We start from the raw sequence: 14,992 nt of genomic DNA, 5'->3' as shown, positions 1-14,992 counted from the left end.
AACATCTGAAACCGTATAAATCGTTTTCAGCAATAAGTATTTAAACATGCGTACCGGACTCTCAGCATTACGCCCGTTGTCCGGGCAGTATTTATCCAGAAGCTCATCATATATAAAACCAAAATCTATAAGCTCGTTAATCTTGCGAAGTAGGTTCTCTTTGGGAACAATCAGGTCATAAAGCCTGGAAAACTCGCTAAACTGGATTTTTTGTTGTTGAAGAAGCATCTTAAAAGCAGTAATAATACACCTTTAAAATACAAAAAAAGAAGTAGAAAAACTAGTTTTCTACTCCTTTTGCCCTTTTCTATTAGGGGACTTTTTCAGTGCCCTCCTTTAAAAGTTAACCGGCTTTTTATTATGATTTTATAAATGCTTATGCACCTAATTGTACGCGTTTGAAAGCAGTTACAGTTAAACCTTTAGAAGTGTTATCTAAAAATTTACGAACATCTACAGAACTGTCTTTAACAAACTCCTGGTTTAATAAAGTACTGTCTTTGTAGAATTTGTTCAATTTACCAGCAGCGATTTTTTCAACCATTTCTTCTGGTTTGCCTTCTTGACGGATAACGTCTTTAGCAATCTCGATTTCACGCTCAATAGTAGCAGGATCAACACCGTCTTTATCAACAGCAACTGGGTTCATTGCAGCAATTTGCATTGCAACATCTTTACCAGCTTCAGTAATATCTGCGCCATTAGCACCTTCAAATACTACTAAAACGCCCATTTTACCATTAGAGTGGATGTAAGAAACGATTTTTTCGCCAGAGATATTTACATACTCTTGAATAACGATTTTCTCTCCGATTTTACCAGTTAATTCAGTAATGGTTTCAGCAACTGTACGTCCATCTTCCAAAGCAATAGCTGATAATTCTTCTGCAGTAGCAGGATTGTTGGCAACCGCAGCAGCTAAAACAGCTTGAGCAAGGTTACGGAAATCTTCAACTTTAGAAACTGGTTCAGTTTCACATGCTAAAGCAACTAATTTACCATTTGTGCCATCCGCTGAAAGAGCGATTGATACCAGACCTTCAGAAGTAGCATTACCAGAACGGGCTGCAGATACTTTTTGACCTTTTTTGCGCAATAAATCAACAGCTGCTTCGAAATCACCATTAGCTTCAACTAAAGCTTTTTTGCAATCCATCATACCAGCGCCAGTTTGTTGACGCAATTTGTTTACATCTGCTGCAGAAATTTGTACTGTAGACATTTTATTTCCTTTTTAAAGTTTAAAATCTTGTTATAACAATTACAGGTTACAAGTTACAAGCAGCAAGTTAAACTCTTGTTAAGCTAACTTAAAACCTGAAACCAGTAACCTGCAATTAAAAAATATTACTATTCTTCTGTTTTAGTTTCTTCTGTTGAAGATCCTTCTACTTCAGCTTCAGCAGTTGCTTTTTTAGCACGTTTTGGTTCTTTAACCTCTGGTGCATCAGCTGCAGCTTTAACTGCTACTGCTTCTTTTTCAGCTTCTTCGTCTTTCTCACGTTTACGTTCGTCTAAACCTTCTTCAATCGCTTTGATAATTACATCAGTAATTAAAGAGATCGATTTTGTAGCATCATCATTCGCCGGGATAGGGAAATCGATGTTAGAAGGATCAGAGTTAGTATCAACCATCGCAAAAGTAGGGATGTTTAATTTTAACGCTTCAGTTACCGCGATGTGCTCTTTCTTAACATCAATTAAAAATAAAGCTGCAGGTAAACGGTTTAAATCAGCGATACCACCTAAAAGGTTCTCTAATTTAATACGCTCACGTTGAATCATTAAACGCTCTTTTTTAGATAAGATAGCATAAGTACCGTCTTTAGTCATTTTATCGATGTTAGACATCTTTTTGATTGACTTACGAACAGTAGCAAAGTTAGTTAACATACCACCTAACCAACGTTCAGTTACGAAAGGCATATTTACTTTTTTAGCTTGTTCAGCTACGATTCCTTTAGCTTGTTTTTTAGTAGATACGAATAAAACTTTACGTCCTGATTTTACGATTTGTTTAATCGCAGCCGCAGCTTCTTCAGTTTTAGTTAAGGTTTTATTTAAATCTATAATGTGAATTCCGTTACGCTCCATGAAAATGTAAGGAGCCATTTTTGGATTCCATTTACGGGTAAGGTGACCAAAGTGTACACCTGCATCCAATAAGTCTTGATAAGTTGTTCTTGCCATTGTCTTTGCCTCCTGTGATTAACGTTTACTGAATTGGAATTTCTTACGGGCTTTAGCACGTCCTGGTTTCTTACGCTCAACCATACGCATATCACGCGTCATTAGGCCTTTAGCACGTAAAGCAGGTTTTTTCTCCGCATCAAGTTCAACAATCGCTTTAGCAATAGCTAAACGAACAGCTTCCGCTTGTCCTTTGATACCACCACCTTGTACATTTACATTGATATCATAACGACCAACAAGCTCAGAAACTTCTAAACTTTGGTTTACGATATATTGCAATGGTAAAGTTGGGAAATATACTTTGTGGTCTTTACCGTTAACGGTAATAGTGCCGTTTCCATCTTTTAAGTAGATGCGAGCAACAGCTGTTTTTCTTCTTCCTGAAGTGTTAGTAACTGACATTTCTTAAAGTTTAATGGTTTTAGGAGATTGAGCTGCATGTGGGTGTTTGTCACCTGCATACACAAAAAGATTAGTGTATAATTTTTTGCCCAATTTAGTTTTCGGTAACATACCACGTACCGCTTTCTCTATTACACGCTGAGGGTGTTTCGCCATTAACTCTTTTGGAGAGATAAAACGTTGACCACCTGGATAGCCAGTATAAGAAACATATTCTTTTTCACTGAATTTGTTTCCTGTCAATTTAACCTTGTCTGCATTAATAACGATAACGTTATCACCGCAGTCTACGTGTGGGGTGTACTCAGGCTTGTTTTTACCACGGATGATCATTGCGATCTTCGATGACAAGCGCCCCAAAATCTCGCCTTCCGCATCAACAACAATCCACTGTTTGTTTACAGTTTTAGCATTGGCCGAGACAGTTTTGTAACTTAACGTATTCACTTGCTTGTATTTAATTTATTAAACAATTATTTATTCCCAATAAATTTGGGACTGCAAAGATAGATGAAATTGTTTTATTATCAAATAGTTGATTGAAAAAAATGTAAGCATAATGTCTTTTGTGAAAACATTATCTATCAGTTGTTGTAGTTCCAACTGAAATAACGTTTAAAGTAGCTTATAGGTTGGTGCTGCCAGAGATTGAAGAAAGGAATAGCATATCTGGTTGGTGAGGACACCAACCAGTAACGGAAGAAGGATATCGCTCCAATCCCGTTTATTAACGAGAGGCTTTGAGGATGCTATGCGGTAGCTAATCTAAAACAGATGTGTTTGGTAGACACTATTTTGATTACAAGAATCTGATTTGTATTTTGCGGAATAAATTAATAATCTCATGCAACGAACATCAATATTTTTCCTTTTATCTATACTTTTTTTGGCTTGTAATAAAGAAGAAGCCCCTATAGACCCAGAGAACAAACAGAAGACCTGTAAAGTAACAACCGCAGAGTCAAACTTTAACAACGGGTACATCCTTGGGTCGGCAAAAGTTTTTTATGATCAGAATAACAATATCGCGAAGGTGGAGAGTAATCAAGACACTTCCTTTATGTCTTTCTCCGTTGTTTATGCCAGTGATAAGATTGTTTTGAAGACCAAGTATCAAGGTGATTGGACCTATGTTCTCGACGATAAGAAGCGTGTGGTAAAAGCAAGTCTTTACACCAGGCTAGTTCCTAGTGGGACGCAGAATTTTGAGTTTACATATAATAGCTCAGGTTCTTTAAGTAGAGCAGTGGTTAATGATAGCTATTCAGGACCAATTGCATATACATTCAATTATTTGGATGGGAATTTATCTAATGTTACCGGGGTTAATTCTTATTACAATACTGAAATTAGTATTTCTTATAAATATGATTTAACTAAAAAAGCTACAGAATTAAATAGCCATCTAGACCCATTATTTGAAATCGGATTGCATCAGGTATTGCCAGGCTTTTTTGGAAAGACAAGTGAAAATCGTTTAATGGAAGTTAACAAATTAAGTACCAATATGACGTATAAATTTGGAGATCGTGAATTGAAAACTTATGAATATGCCTCCAATGCCGATGGTAATATTACCGATGTCAATATCAATACTATACGTAGTGGATTCTCAGCTGGAGTAGCAGAGTACATCAATAGTAGGAGTAAACAAAATTATACATTTGGATACCAGTGTGATTAATCTATCGGTTGGTGTCGTCAACGACCGAAATCAGATTATAGAGAGAATAGCTTTCCTGGTTGGTGGAGACACCAACCAGTAGGAAAATGGATTACCCTTCGACAGGCTCAGGATTGATAATCCATTTTAGTTTTCTCCTTAAGTTAACAGCATTGGTGGGGACACAAACCGGTAGAAAAAACCTTTGAGGTCGCAAATTGCGACCTCAAAGGTTCCATTCCATATCAAATAACTGGAACATAAAATCTTTGGGGAATCTCTTCGTATTCTTCGGGTACTTATAATCTATAGGTTGGTGTCGTCACCGACCGAAATTAGATTATAGAGAGAATAGCTTTCCAGGTTGGTGGTGACACCAACCAGTAGGAAAAAACAAATACCAAAAAGCGGTTGTTAACCTAAAGTCCACAATTGGTAATTATTCATGCAGTATCTTGATCATTTTCTAGGCTATCCGATTCCATTACTTGTTAAAAACCTCATCATAGCAGTTGTAGCTATATTGGCCGGACTTCTGCTTAAATTTATTATTCATAAAATATTTATTCTATTATCCCGGTGGTGGGATTTTATTCTTATCAAGTCGACCATTAAGCATCTACGTAGGCCTGTAGCGGTGTTTATCCCTTTGCTTTTTGTGAATTTTTCTTTGGATATTATGCAAATGCCTGTGGCTTATCGTCATCCGTTGGATAAAGCATTAGAAATTGCACTTACAGCAGTTTTTGCATTGATATTGGTGAGGATTATTAATGTTTTAGAAGATTACTTCTATTTTAAGTATGATTTGAACAAGGAAAATAATCTTAAGGAGCGCAAAATCAGGACACAGTTGCAATTTGTGCGTAAATTTATTGTTTCACTCATCATCATTATAACTGCCGCTATCATTTTATTAAGCTTTGAAAGCATGCGAAAAATAGGCGCAGGTTTGCTTACCGGTGTAGGAATTGGGGGCATCATCATCGGCTTCGCCGCACAAAAATCGTTAGGGAATCTGTTGGCGGGGTTTCAGATTGCTTTTACTCAGCCAATCCGCATAGATGATGTGTTGATTGTGGAAGGAGAATGGGGAAGGGTAGAAGAGATTACGCTAACTTATGTAGTAGTGAGTATCTGGGATCAAAGGCGGTTGATCCTGCCCATTACCTATTTTATTGAAAAGCCTTTCCAAAACTGGACGAGGGTTTCAGCAGAATTGTTGGGAACGGTTTTCTTGTATCTGGATTATACTATCCCTATTGAGCCTTTACGACAAGAACTGAGCAGGCTTTTAAATGCTAATCCGCTGTGGGATAAAAGGGTAAACGTAGTACAGGTTACGGATAGTACGAAAGATGGGGCGATTGAAGTTCGCTTTTTAATGAGTGCTACAAACTCTTCCCGCGCTTTTGATCTTCGCTGCAATGTTAGGGAGGCCATGATTGCATTTATCCAGACACATTATCCGGAAAGTTTACCTAAAAGGAGATTGGAGTTTAAGGATAAATTTGATGGCCTGTAATTATGGTCTGAAGCAACCATTTTTAGTGCTCCAGACCATAAATCCTTATTTAAATAAACCTTTAAGTTTGGCTAATTTCTCCTGTAAATCGCCATCAGCATCTTTAGGCTCATTGCGAGGCTTGAAGTTTGGTTTTGGATTGGTAGATTTGAAATCTCCCTTCGGCTTCTGACCCTTAGATTCGCGGTTCTGAACCGCAGCTTTTGGGCTAGCTTCTGTTTTCATTGAAAGTGAAATCCTTTTGCGGGCCTCATCAACTTCTACAACAGTAACTTCTACCTTTTGGTGAACTTTAACTACATCGTTTGGATTAGCCACAAAACGATTGGCTAACTGGCTGGTATGAACAAGACCATCCTGGTGCACGCCAATATCTACGAAAGCGCCAAAATTGGTAATGTTGGTTACGATGCCTGGTAATTTCATGCCTACCCGAAGATCTGCGATAGCATTTACGCCATCAGTGAAACTGAAAGCCTCAAACTGCTCACGAGGATCTCGACCTGGCTTGGCCAGTTCTTTTAAAATATCATTAAGCGTAGGCAAACCGATCTCATCGGTAACATATTGTTGCGGTTTAATCTGTTTCTGAAGCTGGGTATCCTTCATTAAGGCAGCAACCGTTGTACCCAGGTCTTTAGCCATTTTATCTACTACGGCGTAACGCTCCGGGTGGACACCACTTGTATCTAAAACATTCTCCGCATTGCGGATTCGCAAGAAACCTGCAGCCTGCTCGTATGCTTTATCGCCTAAGCGGGGTACTTTTTTCAAACTTTCGCGGTTTTTGAAGGCTCCATGTGTATTGCGATAATCTACAATGTTTTGTGCCAAACTTGGTCCTAAACCAGATACATAGGCTAAAATTTGCTTAGATGCAGTATTTAACTCAACACCCACGGCATTTACACAGCTGATTACGGTATCATCTAAGCTGGCCTGTAGTTTATTTTGATCTACATCATGCTGATATTGACCAACCCCTATTGATTTAGGGTCGATTTTTACCAATTCCGCTAATGGGTCCATCAAACGGCGACCAATAGAAACCGCACCACGCACGGTAATATCCTGCGTTGGAAATTCTTCTCTCGCTACTTCCGATGCAGAATATATGGACGCACCACTTTCATTCACCATTACTATAGTGATGTGTGGTAAATTTAATTTTCTAACAAAAGCTTCTGTTTCCCTTCCTGCAGTACCATTACCAATAGCAATCGCTTCCACATCATACTTTTCACAAAGTTGTTGAATTACAAATTCTGCGTTTTTCTCATTTCCTTGTCCGGTGTGAGGGTAAACAGCTGTATTTTCTAATAATTGACCTTGCTTGTCTAAACAAACCACCTTACAACCTGTACGGAAACCAGGGTCGATAGCCAGTACATTTTTTTGACCCATTGGTGCTGCCAATAATAATTGACGGGCGTTTTCTGCAAAAACCCTGATCGCTTCTTCATCTGCTTTCTGTTTCGTTAACACGCGAAGTTCAGTTTCCATTGCGGGTTCTAGTAAACGTTTGTAGCCATCTTCTAAAGCTTGCTGAACTTGTTTTGCAGCAGCATTATGGCCTGTTACAAACTGATTTTCTAAAATGGCGATTGCATCCTCAGCAGGTGGAAGGGCATCCAATCTTAAAATCAGTTCCTTTTCGCCACGGCGCATGGCTAAAACACGGTGCGATGCAGCAGTTTTTACAGGCTCAGTCCATTCGAAGTAATCTTTATATTTGATTCCTTCTTCCTCTTTGCCCTTTATTACTTCTGCTTTAAATACTGCTTTCTCCTGGAAATAAGTACGCATTTTGGTTCTCGCTTCGGCGTTTTCAGAGATCATTTCAGCAATAATATCTCTTGCACCAGCTAAAGCTTCATCAAGATTACTTACTCCTTTTTCGGTATCAATAAATTTATCAGCCTCTGCTTCCAGGTCAAAACTGCTTTGATCGAAGATTTGTAAGGCTAAAGGCTCTAAGCCTTTTTCTTTTGCTACCGAAGCACGGGTTTTACGTTTCGGCTTGTAAGGAAGATAAATGTCTTCTAAAAGAGAGATGGTCTCTGCTTCATTAAGCTGTTTCTCCAGTTCGGGAGTTAGTTTGCCAAGCTCCGTCATCGATTTTAAAATCGCTTCTCTACGCTTGTCTAATTCTCTTAGTTGCAAAACTCTATCGCGAATTGCGGCTACTTCAACTTCATCCAAACTTCCAGTTAATTCTTTACGATAACGGGAAATAAAGGGTACAGTTGCTCCCTCATCTAGAAGGGTTACTGTAGCGGTTACTTGTTTCTCTGCAACTTTTAATTCAGCTGCAATTATTTTATGATGGGTTAACATATTCAAAAATTAATGAGGGCAAAGCTAATCAGGATTTGTTGGTTTTCAGGATTTTTAACACGAAGTTTTCCACGGAATTTTGTGAGTAAATTTTTCAGAAAGGAGATAATAAACGAACATTGCTCACTTCTTTTGCTTTACTTTTAGTAAGTCTTCTTCAGCCCTAAATTGGGTGATACGGGTAATCAAATCCAGCGGGAGCGGCTGATCTAAGGGGAATTGAATGGCACCTTTACTCCATTTGTAATCTCCTAGCTCGGTTTCAAAAGTTTTAATGCCCGAGTCAGTCGGATAAAAACCAATGTGTTTGTTGTATGCGGCAAAATAAACCAGTACTTTGTTTTGTTTAAAGGCAGGCATACTATAACTTATTGCCTCTTTGGCATTAGGTGCTGCTTTTTGTATGGCTTGCCTAATTTGCTTTAAAAGTTTTTGAGTTTCTAGAGGGAAATGAGCAATGTATTCCTCTATGGTTGTTGGCTTGGGCTGTTCCATATCTTCTTTAACTGATGCGTTTGTGAATTTACAGATTTTTACAAAGTTTATTTAACCCGTCACAATGATATCATACTTATTTAGTAATCCCGGTAGCCCGGAAATAGAGAATCTGGCTTTCTTTATTCTATTTTTTTCAGGATCAAAGGTATAGTTATAAGCCGTTCTGAAATCTGCTTTTTCAAGGATGGTTCTATCAAAAGTTGCCGTCAGTAAATCACAATTATCAAAAACAGCATTGCCCAGGTCACTTTCTGAGAAATCGACTTCGCGCATTTGGCAATTTTTGAATATGGTTTTCTTCAGTTTTAATTTATAGAAAGAAGAATGGTCTAATTTACATTGCTCAAAACCGAAGGAGAGTCCAAAATTGTCGCAGTTTTCAAATCTCAATCCCAACATTTTACAATCGTTAAATTGGATTCCATTGAATGACGTTTTAGTGATATGAGTAAGGCTCAAATTGCAGGAAATGAATTGGCAATCCAGAAATTTTACACCGCTCAAATCGGAACCGGAAAAATCGCAGTTGATGAATTTACAGTTTTCATATTCTCCTTTTGGAAGTGGTCTTAAGGTATAATCTGCCTTTTCAAAAATTTGTTCGGCTATGTAATTTGAGGACATGGGAGGTGTTTTTTGTAGAGCGAAGATAATAAAATTGTGAGCGGGTTTGTGGGGGCGTTACATTATGGGATGGTTTGTGTGAAATCAAATAGGGTGATAAGAATGGTCTGTATGACACAGACCATGGGTCATGGTAACAAAAAAATCCCCTAAGCTAAGCTTAAGGGATTCCAATATTTTATAGTTGTTTTAGAACGACTATTTGTTTACATACATGGCTTCTTTAACAGCTTTAACTACTTTTTCTGCATTAGGTAAGCTAGCTGCTATTAAAGTAGGAGAGTAAGGAAGTGGAACGTCTGCACAAGTAATACGTAAAACTGGTGAATCTAAATAGTCGAATGCATTTTTCTGTACATTGAAAGCAATCTCACTAGAGATAGATGCCAATGGCCAAGCTTCTTCTACTACTACCAAGCGGTTAGTTTTCTTAACAGATTCGATGATGGTTGCATAATCGATAGGACGAACAGTACGTAAATCGATTACTTCCACACTGATGCCTTCTTTAGTTAATTCTTCTACTGCGGGGTTTACTACGCGGGTTAACATTTTACCAAAAGTTACGATAGTAACATCAGTACCTTGTTTTACCACGTTTGCTTTACCAATTTCTAAATAATATTCTTCAGCAGGAACATCGCCTTTATCGCCATACATTACTTCAGATTCCATGAAAATTACCGGATCTGGATCAATGATAGCTTGTTTCATTAAACCTTTAGCATCGTAAGGTGTAGCCGGAACTACCACTTTTAATCCTGGTGTGTTTGCATACCAGTTTTCAAAGTTTTGAGAGTGTTGAGCACCCAATTGACCAGCGTTACCAGTTGGTCCGCGGAATACCATTGGACAAGAGAACTGACCACCACTCATAGATAAGATCTTTGCAGCTCCGTTGATAATCTGGTCGATAGCAACCAACGAAAAGTTAAAGGTCATGAATTCTACAATTGGAATAAGTCCGGCTGTAGCTGCACCAGTAGCAATACCTGCAAAACCTAATTCGGCAATAGGGGTATCGATAATTCTTTTAGCACCAAATTCCTCAAGCATACCTTGACTTACTTTGTATGCTCCATTATATTCTGCTACTTCTTCACCTAATAAAAAAACGCGGTCATCTTTACGCATTTCTTCGCTCATGGCTTCGCGTAGTGCTTCTCTAAATTGGATTTCTCTCATCGTAATTTTTAATAACGGTGGCAAATATAATTATTAATCGCTTTGAAACCAAAGGCTAAAACACGTATGTTTTGTAATAATTTAAGGTATTTAGAAAGTTTTCAGGCCAATTTTGACATGTTGTTTTTTGTTTATTGGCTAAAGGAGGAAATAATATTGGGCAATTGTGTTTTGGAAGAGGTAATTGTATTAAAGGGAGTGATTTTTCCGAAACATCTTCCGTTTTATGTAAGAGGGAAGGATGGAAGATGGAATGAATGGCAAGTGTTTGGTTTACCTTCCCGTTTTGCATGGATACATCTTCCATTTTAATGCTACATTTCTTTTTCTCTTATATCTTCACCAAAATGAATAATGTTTCCACTATTATCTAAAATAGAGAACTGTCTCATGCCCCAGGGCATATTTTTTAGCTTACCATTGGGATGCACTACCCCCTGCGCAGTATACTCGGTATAAAGTTGATCTACATCGGTTACATAAATATAACAACCCGTATTTTTAGGAATACTTTCATCATCAGTTGGCCACAAATGAAGTCCGATGTCATCTTTACTGAAGATTATATATCCATCCCAGTTGTTGTGGAACGTGAAGCCTAGTTTTTCAGTATAAAACTTAATGGTTTCATCGGCATTGAGCGAAGCTAGAATGGGAGTGGCTGTTTTAAGCATATTAATGTAGTTTACTGAGGTAATTTAGTGATTTGGATTTAACAAACCGTAAATTTCACTGTCTAAAAATTTGCCATTGAAATAGTAATCTTCTTTAAAATAGGCTTCTTTAACAAATCCATGTTGAATAAGGATTTTTCGGGATGCATCATTGCCAGGATTGATATTAGCCTGAATGGTGTGTAAATTCATTTCATTGAACCCGAATTGTATGGTTGTTTTTAATGCTTCGGATACATATCCCTTTCTCCAATACTGCGGATTGAGCATATAGCCTATTTCTGCCCTATGATTGGCCAGATTGGTTCGCCAATAGCCTATGGCCCCAATCATTTGATCTGGCTTTTCTTTCAATGCCATCACCCAGGTTAGATTTTGACCTTCCAGGTACCCATCATGTAGTGCAGTAATAAAGGTTTTTACTTCCAGAAGTTCTTTTGGCCTGTTGCGATCAATATAACGCATCACTTCTTCATTGGTACGCATATCGAATATGGCTTGCGCATCGGCCACAATGTGCTCTCGAAGGGTTAATCTTTCTGTTTCGAGTATAGGGAATTGACTGAAATTTAAGCTAAGCATCATTTGATTTTTGATGATTCAAATTTATGTTTATCGACGTATTTTTTTATTTAATCCATGAAGATTTTTTTAATCTACAGGTTAGTGTTCCCCGCCGATCGGAATAATTCCACTCTTTTCCTCACCGCCGGAAGGGCTCGTACCTTTTTCTTGGCAAAAAGGTACCCAAAACCCAAGGCTTGCATCCTTTCTTGTCTAGGAGCATCCGAATGCTATTTGCGGTAATAAGAGGCTTGGGCTCTGTCACTCTAGGCTATGCCTCGCTGCTTATTCGCTTGGGCAGTAGGTACCCGTTTAATACGGCAAGCATTCGACTGTCCTATCCGGCGAAATGCTGCTAGGCCGGAAGCGTACTTGGGAAAGGATAGTGATGCTCTTCAAGGTAGTAAGCATGATTCCTGATCGTTTGTCGATAGTCATTCCATCATAGATGAAGGTTTTAATTTATTTTCCAAACAAAGTTTTATAGATAGAGAATTTGTAATTGTCTTCTATTGCGCTGGCTTTAAAATAGGGTGCTTCAAAAAGCTCTGTCAGTTTGTTTCTTAGTGCGGCTAAAAACTCAGGTTTGATATCTTCTAAAAATTGGCCAGATAAACTTTGTCTGCCCGTTTTAAACCAAACCCCATCCTGGCTCATGCTTTTTACCACATATAAATTGGGTTCAACATTCGTTTTTCCGGCATATTGTTCATAGGCGTAAGTATAGAGCAGGGTTTGCACCAGGGCTTTATTGATGTGTTTTCCATCCGAATTAAATAATTCGGGGATGTCTTTAAATGTGAGTTTGTCACTGCCAGTTTTATAGTCTACAATTCGGGTAATTCCATTTTTAACGTCAACACGATCAATGTAGCCAAACATTTTAATGCTGGCATCTTTCCCATTTAGCGGAAAGTGAACGAGGGCTTCTACCTTTTGCTCGAGGCTGATAATGGTAAATGGTGTTTGTGAAATATCCTGATTGAGAATAACATTTACATAGGCATCTACAATGGCGAGAATCACTTTTTGCATGCCCCTGTATTCCATTACCTTATCGGGATTGTTAAACATAACCGATGAAAAGGCTTTTTGAATCAACTTCGGTACACCTTTTCTTCGCTCTTCAATTGCTGTTTTGGTAATTTCCGTCCCTACCAAATCTTCATAAAAATATTCCATCACTTTGTGGAGGATGGAACCAATTTCATTCGCCTCAACAACTGCACTTACCTCTTTGGGTTCTTTTATGCCTGCGATATAGTTAAAGAAGAAGTCAATCGGATTAGATATGTACTGCGTAAGGGCAGATGGAGATAAAATCTTTTCCTTGTTGAGGTATTTCTGAAGGGTAGCCTGGATAAATGGATGATCTTCCTTTTTAATCACCACTTCTTTGGCAACCTCTGTTTTCACTTCAAGGGCTAGCTCATGGTACTGGAAAGTAAATTTGCTCTCATATTCCAGTTGCTTTAATATTCTGCTGGGTTCACCGGAGGTTGATTCATCCGTTAGGCTGTTATAAACAAAGTTGATGTTGCGGGCACGTTGCAAAAGCCTGTACACCATGTAGGATGAAATTGCATCCAGATTTTCCAGTACCGGCAAGCCATAAACCCTGCGAATACTATCTGGAATAAAGCTATTGCCAATGGATGATTTAGGAATAATTCCTTCATTAAAACCCAGGAAAACCACCTTGTCAAAATTCAGATTCCGCGTTTCGAGTAAACCCATTAACTGAATACCATTTAACGGATCGCCACTTAATGGAACAGCAATGGCTTGAAGGGATTTTTGAACCAGGTAAATGACAAAAGAAATGTCTTCCTGGCCGATATGATGACCAAAAGTATCGTGAAGCCTGTTCAGCTCCTGAATAGTTTTAACAAACAATTCGGCATCAATCTTTTTTAGTGCTTTATTATTGGAAAGCCTGTTCAATACAAAATTAAGTACCTGTAGTAAGTTTGAAACAACGTTTTTAGGTTCTTCTATCTGTTGGTAGAAAACCTCTAAAAGTCCACCTTGCCTTACCAAGCGCAGATGTTCAATCTCCACCACATTTTCCTTAAGCAAAGCGGTTTGGATTTTGTCCCTCATTCGCTGACTTAAACCGGTAAGTGGATGAGTTAAAAAGGCTTCTAAGCTTTTGTAGGTAAGCTTTCCAGTATTGATGATTTCTAACTGGGCATTTAACCACAAATCTGCCAATCCGAAAATACTTGAGGAAGACAGTGCGAAACCCATGGTCACGTTTAGGTCGATCTTTTTGCCATCTACATCCGTTGGGATGGTTTGGAGTGCAGGGATTAACAGGCTTTCATCGGCTAATACCACTACTGTATTGCCGACTTCATTTTCTGCCGAGTAATCGTCAGCTAAAACTTCATTTAAGATCTTAGCCTGAACGGATTGTCCCTGAACTTTGTAAACATTTACCAAATGATCTGCTGTAGACATTAAGCTTGGACGCTCGTCAAAAACATTTTTTAAGCCCAGGCGATCGATGTTTTTTCTTAAAAACAATCCTGCTTCCTGCAAATTATCTTTTAGGTAATAATCGTCGGTATCGAAGTAGAAAAGGGCTTTATCTGCCTCTTGCAATTGCGTAAAGAGTTTCGCCTCTGCCGAACTTAGGGCATTAAAGCCTACAAAAATAATTTTTCCCTTGTCGAAATCTGACAGGTAAGCTAAGTCTTTAACAGATCCTTCAGCCAAATGGCGATAAACAGAACCATTGGTTAAAAAGCCACCATTTTTCAAACTGGCGTGAAACTTATGGTAAAGTTTGGGCATTCTGCGCCACATTTTAATAAAGAGTTCCTGCTGTTTTTTATGTTTTCCTTCTGAGTAGGAAGTCCAGAATTGGGCAAGAAACTGATATTGTTCGGGACTGAGGTAATCAAAATCTTTATTGATGATGGATATATCTTCCAAGTCGCGATACAGTTTTTCGGCATCAACGAGGTCGGCATCTATCTGACTAAAATCGCTTAGGATAATTTTAGCCAGTGGAAAAAATTTATGACTTGATATCGGTTCTAACTTTTCTTCAGCAAGAAGCTGATTATAAATGCGATGTAGGGTAAAAAACTGAAGATAGAAATCTGCGATTTTAAATTGTGATGCTGCGGCGAAAAACTCTTGTATGGTAAAAAAAGAAGGACTGAAAAAAGGCTTCTGAATAATATTTGCGAAGTGTTTTTGTAAGTAAGCAGCAGGGCGCTTATTATTGAAAATAATGGCGCAATGCTGAAGGTTTGTACCAAAACGCTCTGTCAAATCTTCGGCAACTTCTTGTAAAAATGGTTTCATATGGAATTT

The 14,992-nt window shown here is 38.3% G+C and carries 14 protein-coding genes and 1 pseudogene; 3 read left to right on the top strand and 12 right to left on the bottom strand.

All coding sequences use genetic code 11. From position 1 onward, the window contains the following. From BMX11_RS20730 to rplM, 5 genes and pseudogenes are all read right to left on the bottom strand, one after another. A pseudogene (locus BMX11_RS20730) lies at nt 1-228 on the bottom strand (IS5/IS1182 family transposase); the annotation flags it as partial. Nucleotides 229-376: 148 nt separating this feature from the next. Beyond that, nucleotides 377-1,222 (bottom strand): translation elongation factor Ts, encoded by an 846-nt coding sequence (tsf, locus tag BMX11_RS20725; protein ID WP_090888313.1) that lies wholly within the window; start codon nt 1,220-1,222, stop codon nt 377-379. A 128-nt stretch (nt 1,223-1,350) separates the two neighbouring features. Continuing rightward, nucleotides 1,351-2,190 (bottom strand): 30S ribosomal protein S2, encoded by an 840-nt coding sequence (gene rpsB, locus BMX11_RS20720; RefSeq protein ID WP_090888310.1) that lies wholly within the window; start codon nt 2,188-2,190, stop codon nt 1,351-1,353. A gap of 18 nt (nt 2,191-2,208) precedes the next feature. Then, nucleotides 2,209-2,595, bottom strand: coding sequence for a 30S ribosomal protein S9 (rpsI, locus tag BMX11_RS20715; protein ID WP_090888307.1), 387 nt, complete (start codon nt 2,593-2,595; stop codon nt 2,209-2,211). A 3-nt stretch (nt 2,596-2,598) separates the two neighbouring features. After that, nucleotides 2,599-3,042 carry a 50S ribosomal protein L13 gene (gene rplM / locus BMX11_RS20710; RefSeq protein ID WP_090888304.1) on the bottom strand — a complete coding sequence of 148 codons (444 nt, stop codon included), beginning with the start codon at nt 3,040-3,042 and terminating at the stop codon, nt 2,599-2,601. A 397-nt stretch (nt 3,043-3,439) separates the two neighbouring features. Here rplM and BMX11_RS20705 point away from each other — a divergent pair, with 397 nt between their 5' ends. Together BMX11_RS20705 and BMX11_RS20700 are read left to right on the top strand one after the other, a co-directional pair. After that, entirely contained in the window at nt 3,440-4,279 is an 840-nt protein-coding gene (locus BMX11_RS20705; protein WP_090888301.1) for a hypothetical protein, read from the top strand. A gap of 424 nt (nt 4,280-4,703) precedes the next feature. Beyond that, nucleotides 4,704-5,783, top strand: a complete 1,080-nt coding sequence (locus BMX11_RS20700) for a mechanosensitive ion channel family protein (protein WP_090888298.1) — start codon at nt 4,704-4,706, stop codon at nt 5,781-5,783. 45 nt (nt 5,784-5,828) lie between these two features. Here BMX11_RS20700 and BMX11_RS20695 read toward each other — a convergent pair whose 3' ends face one another. The 4 genes from BMX11_RS20695 to BMX11_RS20680 form a co-directional block, all read right to left on the bottom strand. Next, a complete protein-coding gene (locus BMX11_RS20695; RefSeq protein WP_090888295.1) occupies nt 5,829-8,120 on the bottom strand; it encodes a Tex family protein in 2,292 nt (763 codons plus the stop codon). Between the two features lie 123 nt (nt 8,121-8,243). Then, nucleotides 8,244-8,615 carry an iron chaperone gene (locus BMX11_RS20690; RefSeq protein ID WP_090888292.1) on the bottom strand — a complete coding sequence of 124 codons (372 nt, stop codon included), beginning with the start codon at nt 8,613-8,615 and terminating at the stop codon, nt 8,244-8,246. A gap of 51 nt (nt 8,616-8,666) precedes the next feature. Further along, on the bottom strand, nt 8,667-9,242 hold the full coding sequence (locus BMX11_RS20685; RefSeq protein ID WP_090888289.1) for a pentapeptide repeat-containing protein: 576 nt from the start codon (nt 9,240-9,242) through the stop codon (nt 8,667-8,669). 198 nt (nt 9,243-9,440) lie between these two features. After that, nucleotides 9,441-10,427, bottom strand: a complete 987-nt coding sequence (locus BMX11_RS20680; RefSeq protein ID WP_090888286.1) for a pyruvate dehydrogenase complex E1 component subunit beta — start codon at nt 10,425-10,427, stop codon at nt 9,441-9,443. A 66-nt stretch (nt 10,428-10,493) separates the two neighbouring features. Here BMX11_RS20680 and BMX11_RS24565 point away from each other — a divergent pair, with 66 nt between their 5' ends. After that, nucleotides 10,494-10,739, top strand: a complete 246-nt coding sequence (locus tag BMX11_RS24565; protein WP_090888283.1) for a hypothetical protein — start codon at nt 10,494-10,496, stop codon at nt 10,737-10,739. Between the two features lie 2 nt (nt 10,740-10,741). Here BMX11_RS24565 and BMX11_RS20670 read toward each other — a convergent pair whose 3' ends face one another. From BMX11_RS20670 to BMX11_RS20660, 3 genes are all read right to left on the bottom strand, one after another. Then, entirely contained in the window at nt 10,742-11,101 is a 360-nt protein-coding gene (locus tag BMX11_RS20670; protein WP_090888280.1) for a bleomycin resistance protein, read from the bottom strand. Nucleotides 11,102-11,125: 24 nt separating this feature from the next. Continuing rightward, the gene (locus BMX11_RS20665; RefSeq protein WP_245738729.1) at nt 11,126-11,686 is read right to left on the bottom strand and encodes a GNAT family N-acetyltransferase; all 561 of its coding nucleotides are present in this window, start codon (nt 11,684-11,686) and stop codon (nt 11,126-11,128) included. A gap of 441 nt (nt 11,687-12,127) precedes the next feature. Beyond that, on the bottom strand, nt 12,128-14,983 hold the full coding sequence (locus BMX11_RS20660) for a PD-(D/E)XK nuclease family protein (RefSeq protein ID WP_090888274.1): 2,856 nt from the start codon (nt 14,981-14,983) through the stop codon (nt 12,128-12,130). Nucleotides 14,984-14,992 lie beyond the last annotated feature (9 nt).

The sequence above is a fragment of the Pedobacter rhizosphaerae genome, from assembly GCF_900111155.1.
Lineage (GTDB): Bacteria > Bacteroidota > Bacteroidia > Sphingobacteriales > Sphingobacteriaceae > Pedobacter > Pedobacter rhizosphaerae.
The sequence above is the reverse complement of the archived record's forward strand: the minus strand, read 5'-3'. Positions and strand labels throughout refer to the sequence as shown.

What these genes read in the sequence shown, in the direction of transcription:
- tsf (WP_090888313.1), bottom strand. Translation starts at nt 1,222, where the DNA reads ATGTCTACAGTACAAATTTCTGCAGCAGATGTAAACAAATTGCGTCAA.
- rpsB (WP_090888310.1), bottom strand. Translation starts at nt 2,190, where the DNA reads ATGGCAAGAACAACTTATCAAGACTTATTGGATGCAGGTGTACACTTT.
- rpsI (WP_090888307.1), bottom strand. Translation starts at nt 2,595, where the DNA reads ATGTCAGTTACTAACACTTCAGGAAGAAGAAAAACAGCTGTTGCTCGC.
- BMX11_RS20705 (WP_090888301.1), top strand. Translation starts at nt 3,440, where the DNA reads ATGCAACGAACATCAATATTTTTCCTTTTATCTATACTTTTTTTGGCT.
- BMX11_RS20700 (WP_090888298.1), top strand. Translation starts at nt 4,704, where the DNA reads ATGCAGTATCTTGATCATTTTCTAGGCTATCCGATTCCATTACTTGTT.
- BMX11_RS20695 (WP_090888295.1), bottom strand. Translation starts at nt 8,120, where the DNA reads ATGTTAACCCATCATAAAATAATTGCAGCTGAATTAAAAGTTGCAGAG.
- BMX11_RS20690 (WP_090888292.1), bottom strand. Translation starts at nt 8,615, where the DNA reads ATGGAACAGCCCAAGCCAACAACCATAGAGGAATACATTGCTCATTTC.
- BMX11_RS20685 (WP_090888289.1), bottom strand. Translation starts at nt 9,242, where the DNA reads ATGTCCTCAAATTACATAGCCGAACAAATTTTTGAAAAGGCAGATTAT.
- BMX11_RS20680 (WP_090888286.1), bottom strand. Translation starts at nt 10,427, where the DNA reads ATGAGAGAAATCCAATTTAGAGAAGCACTACGCGAAGCCATGAGCGAA.
- BMX11_RS24565 (WP_090888283.1), top strand. Translation starts at nt 10,494, where the DNA reads ATGTTTTGTAATAATTTAAGGTATTTAGAAAGTTTTCAGGCCAATTTT.
- BMX11_RS20670 (WP_090888280.1), bottom strand. Translation starts at nt 11,101, where the DNA reads ATGCTTAAAACAGCCACTCCCATTCTAGCTTCGCTCAATGCCGATGAA.
- BMX11_RS20665 (WP_245738729.1), bottom strand. Translation starts at nt 11,686, where the DNA reads ATGATGCTTAGCTTAAATTTCAGTCAATTCCCTATACTCGAAACAGAA.
- BMX11_RS20660 (WP_090888274.1), bottom strand. Translation starts at nt 14,983, where the DNA reads ATGAAACCATTTTTACAAGAAGTTGCCGAAGATTTGACAGAGCGTTTT.